The organism is Parabacteroides sp. AF18-52 (assembly GCF_003479145.1).
GTDB classification, from domain to species: Bacteria; Bacteroidota; Bacteroidia; order Bacteroidales; family Tannerellaceae; genus Parabacteroides; species Parabacteroides faecis.
In genome coordinates this window covers 1-6,426 of sequence record NZ_QUGR01000033.1, presented here as the reverse complement: position 1 = coordinate 6,426, position 6,426 = coordinate 1, and the positions used below count along the sequence as shown (strand labels likewise).

The window sequence follows — 6,426 nt, the reverse complement described above, 5'->3', positions numbered from 1 at the left end:
GAGCCGAACAGCACACGCACCGTCCCGGCGTTCATGGCGTCTATCACCGCCTTCCGCGCCTTGTCGGTCTTGCACTCCTGAATGAAGCGCACCTCGCTTGGCGGTATACCGTAGTCCTCCGTCAGTTTGCGCTTGATTTCCGAATAGACGTTCCACCCGTCGCCCGGCTGGTATGTCCCCAAATCAGAGAAAACGAACTGCGTGCCTTTCTGGGCGTCGTATTTTTGATAATACTCCGCGATCATCTTGGCACAGTGACTCGCTTTGTTGTCGGGATGATCTTCGTAATTCGGGTCTATCATGCGCATGTCGAGTGCCATTTTCCGGGCATAGTCCGTGGCGATGAGCATCTTCGCCTTTTCTTCCGTTTCCGAAAGCGGCAGCCTGCCCAACAAGGTGGCATCGCCCGTCTTGGCGAACTGCATCAGTTTCTGTATGAAGTCCTCCTGTTCCGGCGTGGGCGGTATATGGTGCAGTATCTCGTTCTTGGCAGGACGGTCAACGCCCACATCCTCCGCCGTGCGGTAGTCCGTGATTTCATTATAGAAGGCGGCAAGCTCCGGCACTTTGATGAAGTAGCGGAAACGCTCCTTCTGGACCACATTGTTCGTCACGTTAAATTCAAAATCCGTCGTCTTCTTGGCAAATATCGCCGCCCAAGCGTCGAAACACCTTATGTCCTGCCGTTCCAGCTCCTTCGGGCGCAGGTACTTGAACAGCAGGTACAATTCAGTCAGTGAGTTGCTGATAGTCGTGCCGGAGAGGAAGGTCGCACCCAAGTCTTTTCCTGTGCGCTCCTGTATGGTGCGTATGGCAAAGAGCATGTTAAGTGCCTTCTGGCTTCCCTCGCTGTTTCCCAATCCCGCCACACGGTCGTGGCGCGTGTTGAAAGTCAGATTCTTGAACTGGTGGCTCTCATCTATGAAGATGTGGTCGATGCCCATCTGCTTGAAATCCACCACGTCGTCCGTGCGTGACTTTATGGCGTGTTCCACCTTCTCCAGCTTCGCTTCAAGGTTGTGCTTGCGCTTCTCCAATCCTTTCAGCATCGCCCGCGACACGTTCTTTCCCTGCTGCCGTAGCACTTCGAGGTTTTCCTCCACCGTGTCAAGCTCTGCTTGCAGGATGCGCTGCTGCAATTCCGGCGACTGCGGTATCTTGCCGAACTGGTCGTGCGACATGATGACGCAATCGTAGTCGTTGTTCTTTATATTATTGAAGAAGCGCACACGGTTGGCGGTCGAAAAGTCCTTCTCCGAAGCGTACAGAATACGTGCGTTGGGATATGCCGCCTGATAGGTGGCTGCAATCTCCGCAACGTTGGCTTTCAGCCCGATAATCATCGGCTTGTGTGCCAAATTCAGACGCTTCATCTCATGCGCGGCGATGCACATTATCAGCGTCTTACCGGTTCCCACCTCGTGGTCGCAAATTCCGCCGCCGTTCTGTTTCAACATCCAGACGCAATCCATCTGTGAGGGATAGACGCTCTTGATACCCCGGCTTGCCAGCCCTTTCAGGTTGAGGTCGGGAAAGGTCTGATGGGAGCCGTCGTAGCGCGGGCGCACGAAACAGTTGAACTTGCGGTTATACATCGTCACAAGCCGCTCCTTGAACTGCGGCGACTGCTCTTCGAGCCATTCGGAGAAGCCGTTTCGTATCTCGTCAATCTTGGCGTTGGCGAGTTGTATTCCCTCGCTGTCGCGCATCTTGATGTCGTTGCCATGCTCGTCCTTGCCGATGGACTTCATCATGTCAGGGCAGGTGTTGTGCAGGGCGTGTTTTAGGAGGTGCATACCGTCATAGTTCCGGTAATACCCCTTCACCAGAAACTCGTCCGTGATTTTCATGGTGCGGTAGCCGCACACCACCGAAAACTCGTCCATGCTTGCGGAATAGGCGATTTTCACCTCCGTGTCGAACAGCCGGCTCATGTAGGCGGCATAGACACCCGTCGGAATCCAGCGTTCCCCGAAATTGAAGTCCAGATCCTCGAAGGCGATGCGCTGCGGCTCGGCATCTTTCAGAGCCTCCAACGCCTGCTTCACCTCCGGCATACGCTCATTTTCGGGATTGTCACCCATCCATGCCTCTATGCGTTCCGCTTTCTCTATGACATTTCCGGCGATGAAACGGTCTTTGATTTCGTAACCGGTCACGAGCGGATTGTAGTAGATGCGCCCTTGCAGGGCAGTGAGCAAATCCTCCGCCGTGCTGTCGGTTATCTCCCGCATATAGTCGAGATTGACCGTACCATATTTGTTGAGCGACGCAGACAGGGCTTCTTCGGGAGAGCCTACGTTGGCATGGCTCTCCACCGCGAAGGAAACAGGATGCTCGAAGATGTCCGCCTTGACGAACTTTCCGTTTTCCATCCGTTCCAGCGAAAGGATGTCGCGCCCGCCCGCATCCATCATCACTAACTTCACGTTCTGCTTGGCGTTGAGGTTGCCGTAGCGCATGACAAACTCATCGTAACAGGTATTCAGATGCTCTCGCCACGGAACATTTGCCTCGCGCCGGAGCGATTCATAACGGTACAGACGCTCGTAGGCGTCACGCAGCGACACATACAACAACGCCTTTTCCTTCTGGTATCCTTTCAGGTCGAGCGGCTGGAATGTCGCCCCGTATGGCGTGATGTCTTTCAGGTAGCCGATGTTATGACGCCCCCGGTCAGCCACCAGCGACCCTTCGCGCAGGTGCATCTCCGGCGTGCGGTGGTAGGCACGCGGAGAAAGGTCCACGACTTCCTCCTTCGGCTTTTCCGCTTCGATGTCGGGGAAAAGGAAAGTCCCCACCGCTTCCGATGGGGTATCTGTAACGGCAGGTGCGGCGACTGCCTCCGGCTGTGTTTCCTCCTGTCGTGGCTGCTCACGGGAAGTTTCCGGCACGGCTTTCACTTCCGTCTTTTCCGCCACTTGTTTCTCGTTATGCTGCCTTGCCAGTTCCCGAAGTTCTTTCCTACGCTCCGGCGTCAAACCCATCATCATTTCATAGAAACCGTTGATGGGAGGATTGGTATCCCAGTCCAGTGTGGCATAGATGTCGTCCGGGTCGGCAGGCTTGGCGGTGTTCTCCGCTTTCACCTCCTTATTCTCCATTGCGGGTTTTGCAGTTGGAGCTGTCGGTGTAACCGTGACTTTCGGTTTGGGCGGAGTGGACTTTGCCGTAACTGCCTTTTTCACCGTCTTTTTCTTTTTGGAGGTTTTCGGTTGGCTGACCTCTTCCGTCATCCCCCAGAGGTCAAGCAGGGTGAGCTGCACGCCTGCGGAATATTGCGGGCGCGGTTCTATCTCCGGCTTTTCATCTGCGGGTTGCGGCTTTTCTGTCGGAGTTTCCACCGTCTGCGCCGAGGATACTGTTTCCAATTTTATGGCAGGACGCTCTACTTTATTTTGAACGGCAACTTTTTCTTCCGTTCCTGCCTGCCGGATTGAACCCGAATACAAGCGCATGGCAAGCCTGTAATGGAAATCCTCGTCGAGCATACGGCGCAAATCCCCGGCGATGCCTGCTGCCTTGCCCTCGTGCAGATAAACCATAGCGGGCTTCCCGTAGGGGTCTGTGTCAAGTTTCGCCATCGTATGCACGATGCGTTCCGGGTGGTGGATGAAATAGGCGTTGTCGGTCAGGGCGGTTTTCGTGTCCGTCTGTATCACGGTCATCAGCCGCTCGTCCTGCGACATTTCCTTCTTGCTGAGGTTCTTTTGCAGGACAATCAGGTCACTGCCCACCTCCGTGCCCGCGTTGTCCGTGAACAGGTTGTTGGGCAGGCGTATCGCGGATACCAGATTGGCCTGACTGAACAGCTCGTTACGCACGGAGGTCTTGGTGCTATTCAATACCCCTTGCGAGGTGATGAACGCCACGATACCGCCGTCACGCACGGCATCCAGTCCTTTGAGAAAGAAATAGTTGTGGATGGTTTTCTGGGCGGAGCGTCTGCCGAAAGAGTCGCTCCGCTGAAACTCCGCGTCGAACACGGCAATGTCACCGAACGGAATGTTGGACACCGCCAAGTCGAAATAATTGTTGAACGGTCTTTCGATTTTCTCAAAACCGCAGGTGCGCATTTTCTGGTCGGGATAGAGATGCCTCAAGATTGTACCCGTGAGCAGATCCTTCTCGAAAGCCATCACATCCGCATTGGGGCTGTGCCGCAGCATGGAATCCACGAACACGCCGACACCTGCCGACGGTTCGAGCATACGGGCGGGGCGGACGCTGTAATCTGCCAGCACGTCCGCGATGGTGTCGGTTATCTCTTTGGGGGTGTAGAAAGCGGTCAGCACGGACGCTTTCAGCGAATCCACAAACCGCTTGTACTCTGTTTCGTCCTTGCTGTTCTCACGGATAAGCCTGTGCAGCTCCACCGTCGGGGCGAACAGTTCGAGGTCGGATTTCGCCCACCGGACGGCATCCGTCAGTTCCTTTGCAGGGTTGAGGATACATTTCAGACCGCCGAAACCGCAGTACCTTTGAAGTATGGCACGCTCTTCGGTTGTCGCTGTCCTATTTTCCCTGTCAAGGATGAATGCCGTCCGTATCGCCTCGATGTTGTCCCGCAGTTTCTGTTTGCGGTTAAACGCCATATTCGTCTAAGTAAAGGACGGTTGCTCCCGTCAGCTCCGTGTAGAGCAGGTCGTAATCGGAAGACAGGGCGAAATTGTCATCCGAGAGGTCATAGACGGAGAACACGTTGCCGACAAGCGGCAGCAGTTTCAGGACAAAGGCTTCACGCTTCTCTTCCGGCACTTCATCGGCAAACTCGTTTTCCACGACTTCGCGGAGGATGGCGTAACGGGAATAATGCAGCCCGCGCAGCAGCGTGTCCATCGCCAGTTCCTGCGCACCATCGGCGGGATAGCCTTCAAGCCGTGCCCTCTCATACGTTTCGGCGGCACGGTCGGCCCGTTCCCGTATGAAAGCGGTGTCGTCAGCCTGTTCAAACTTGTTCGTGCGGAGATAGTCCAGCAGGTACAGACCGTAATAGGAAAAGTCGGTCTGACCCTCGTTTTTCTTCTTGTTGTTCATTACTTTGGATTTAGCGGATTGATAATTAACGGGATAATCGGTTGGAAAAAGGAAGAAAAAGGCACTCGGTATCCCTCCGAGTGCCACCACTAAATCCAAAGTATGAGTGTAATCCGGTATCGAAGAACAATTCATTACTCTGAACAAGTGGCAAAGTTAATACTATTTCTTCCGTCCTGAAAATTTCTTGTCCTTTTTAGCCTCCGGGAACACAAAAGTCGTGTTATATTCCCCGTCAAAGGCGACAACAGCATCGAAACTCTTGCCCTGTTTGCTCTTGAACCCTTTGAGCAGCTTGGTATGCCCTTCGGTGAGCAGGTCTTTGATTTCATCGTCGGACAGGGTGCGTCCCGCTTTCAGCCGGAACACGGGCAGTCCGCACTCCGTGTTGTCGCAGCGTACCACCTTGCCGTAGAACCGCATCCTGCCCGTGCCACACTTGGGACACGCGCAGCCGGAGTCACGGCTGCCGAAGAGCTTGTCGCACGAGATCAGTTCGGAGGTTATCTCACGTGTGTACGCCTCTATCTCCTTGCGGAAGGTGTCGTCGGACAGTTCCCCGCGCTCGATACGCGCCAGCTCCTTTTCCCATTCGCCCGTCATGGCAACATCGGCGATGCGCATCGTCTTGACGACGGAATTGAGGGCAAGTCCTTTTTCGGTGGGAACAAGCGACTTCTTGCAGCGTTCCATGTAACCGCGCTTGAAAAGCGTTTCGATGATGGAGGCGCGTGTGGCGGGAGTACCGATGCCACAGTCCTTCATCGCCTGCCGCAGTGCGTCGTCCTCAATTTCCTTGCCCGCCGTTTCCATTGCCGAGAGCAGGGTGGCTTCGGTATGCAGCGGCTTGGGTTTGGTCTTTCCTTCGGTAATGGACGAGCCTTTCGGTGTCAGCGTGTCGCCTTCCTGCCAGCCGGGGATGGTAATTTCCTCTTTTTCCTCGCCATAGACGGCACGCCATCCGGTTTGCTTCACGACGCTGCCTTTTACGGTAAACTCCACTCCGGCACATTCCGCCGTGACAGTGGTCACATCCTTGACGCATTTCTCAGAGAATGCCTCGACCATGCGCCCGGCAATCATCTGATAGATGGTATTGTCCTCTTTGGAGAGGAAGAGCGGTTTCTCACCCGTGACGAGCAGGGCATGGTGGTCTGTCACCTTGCCGTCGTCCACGCTGCGGCGTGTCGGGGCGGCTTTTGCCCGCACCTTGTCTTTCCATTCGGGCTGTGTGCCGATGAAAGCGAGCAGTTTGGGAATTTCGGCAAACACGTCTTCGGGGATGTAGCGGCTTCCCGTTCTCGGATAGGTTATCAACTTCTTTTCGTAGAGTTTCTGCGCGATTTCAAGCGTCTGTTCCGCCGTGAAGCCGTGCTTGGCGTTGGCTTC

General features: G+C 55.0%; 3 protein-coding genes. All 3 read right to left on the bottom strand.

Translation table 11 applies throughout. The features are described from left to right. On the bottom strand, positions 1-4,595 hold a 4,595-nt coding region (locus tag DWX23_RS24625; RefSeq protein WP_117652952.1), incomplete at its 3' end, for an N-6 DNA methylase. Then, positions 4,585-5,037 carry a DUF1896 domain-containing protein gene (locus tag DWX23_RS24620; RefSeq protein WP_004304266.1) on the bottom strand — a complete coding sequence of 151 codons (453 nt, stop codon included), beginning with the start codon at positions 5,035-5,037 and terminating at the stop codon, positions 4,585-4,587. The genes DWX23_RS24620 and DWX23_RS24625, both read right to left, overlap by 11 nt. A gap of 162 nt (positions 5,038-5,199) precedes the next feature. After that, a partial coding sequence (locus tag DWX23_RS24615; RefSeq protein ID WP_182425363.1) for a DNA topoisomerase occupies positions 5,200-6,426 on the bottom strand: 1,227 nt, incomplete at its 5' end.

What these genes read in the sequence shown, in the direction of transcription:
- DWX23_RS24620 (WP_004304266.1), bottom strand. Translation starts at nt 5,037, where the DNA reads ATGAACAACAAGAAGAAAAACGAGGGTCAGACCGACTTTTCCTATTAC.